Origin of the sequence: Streptomyces cahuitamycinicus (assembly GCF_002891435.1) — a bacterium.
GTDB classification, from domain to species: Bacteria; Actinomycetota; Actinomycetes; order Streptomycetales; family Streptomycetaceae; genus Streptomyces; species Streptomyces cahuitamycinicus.
The window spans coordinates 1-1166 of record NZ_POUC01000855.1 but is presented as its reverse complement, the minus strand read 5'-3'; the positions used below and the strand labels follow the sequence as shown (position 1 = coordinate 1166).

Annotated in this window: 2 protein-coding genes; one reads left to right on the top strand and one right to left on the bottom strand. The window is 75.6% G+C overall.

Going from position 1 to position 1166, the window contains the following annotated elements:
• The coding region (gene eda, locus C1J00_RS43440) for a bifunctional 4-hydroxy-2-oxoglutarate aldolase/2-dehydro-3-deoxy-phosphogluconate aldolase (protein ID WP_102914238.1) at nt 1-465 on the top strand (465 nt) is incomplete at its 5' end.
• On the opposite strand, the gene C1J00_RS43435 is transcribed toward eda, so the two are convergent.
• The coding region (locus C1J00_RS43435; protein ID WP_245936754.1) for a bifunctional RNase H/acid phosphatase at nt 440-1166 on the bottom strand (727 nt) is incomplete at its 5' end. The two genes, eda and C1J00_RS43435, sit on opposite strands and share 26 nt — an antisense overlap.

Sequence of the window (1166 nt, the reverse complement as noted above, 5' to 3'; positions counted from 1 at the left end):
GTGCCCGGGGCCGTGGTGGGGGCCGGGACGGTGATCAGCCCGGAGCAGGTCGCGCAGGCGGTGTCCGCGGGCTCCCGCTTCCTGGTCAGTCCTGGCTGGACGGACGTCCTGCTGGCGGCGATGCGGGCGTCCGGGGTGCCGTTCCTGCCGGGGGTGTCGACCGCGTCCGAGGTCGTGGCGCTGCTGGAGCTCGGGGTGCGGGAGATGAAGTTCTTCCCGGCTCAGGCCGCGGGCGGCACGGCGTATCTGAGGTCGCTGTCGGGGCCGTTGCCGCAGGCGCGGTTCTGCCCGACGGGCGGGATCGGCCCGGACTCGGCCCCGGACTATCTGGCGCTGCCCAACGTGGGCTGTGTGGGCGGGAGCTGGATGCTGCCGCAGGACGCGGTCTCGGCCCGCGACTGGGGCCGGGTCGAGGCGCTGGCCCGTGCGGCGGCGGCGCTCAGCGCAGGTGGGACGTGTCGTTGAGGAGGCGGACGCTGGCGTTGCCGTCCGCGTAGTACGCGACGACCGAGAGGGAAGCGGCGGACAGTTCCATGCGGAACAGGGACTCCGGCGGGGCGCCCAGGGCGAGCCGGACGAGCGTCTTGATCGGGGTCACGTGCGTGACGAGCAGAACCGTTCGGCCCGCGTGGGCCGCGACCAGTTTGTCGCGGGTGGCGGCGAGCCGGGTGGCCGTCGCCGCGAAGCTCTCGCCGCCGCCGGTGGGTTCGGCGTCCGGGGAGGCCAGCCAGGCGTTGAGGTCGTCGGGGTGGCGCTCGCGCACCTCGGCGAAGGTGAGTCCCTCCCAGGCGCCGAAGTCGGTCTCGCGCAGCCCGTCGTCGATGCCGACGTCGAGCCCGAGCCGGGCGGCGACGATCCCGGCGGTCTCCCGCGTACGGGCGAGCGGCGACGCCACGACGGCCTGGATGGTGCCCCGCCGGGCCAGCATCGCGGCGGCCCGCTCGGCCTGTTCCCGGCCGGTGGCGGAGAGGGAGGGGTCGGTTCCGCCGCTGCCGGAGAACCGCTTCTGGGGCGTCAACGGCGTCTCGCCGTGGCGCAGCAGCACGAAGGTCGCCGGGGCTCCCATATCGGCGGGGGCCCAGCCGGGCGCGGCGACGACCTGGGCGGCCCGGGCATCGGCACCGGCACCGGCAGTCGCAGCACCGCTGTCGGCCTCCACCCCACCC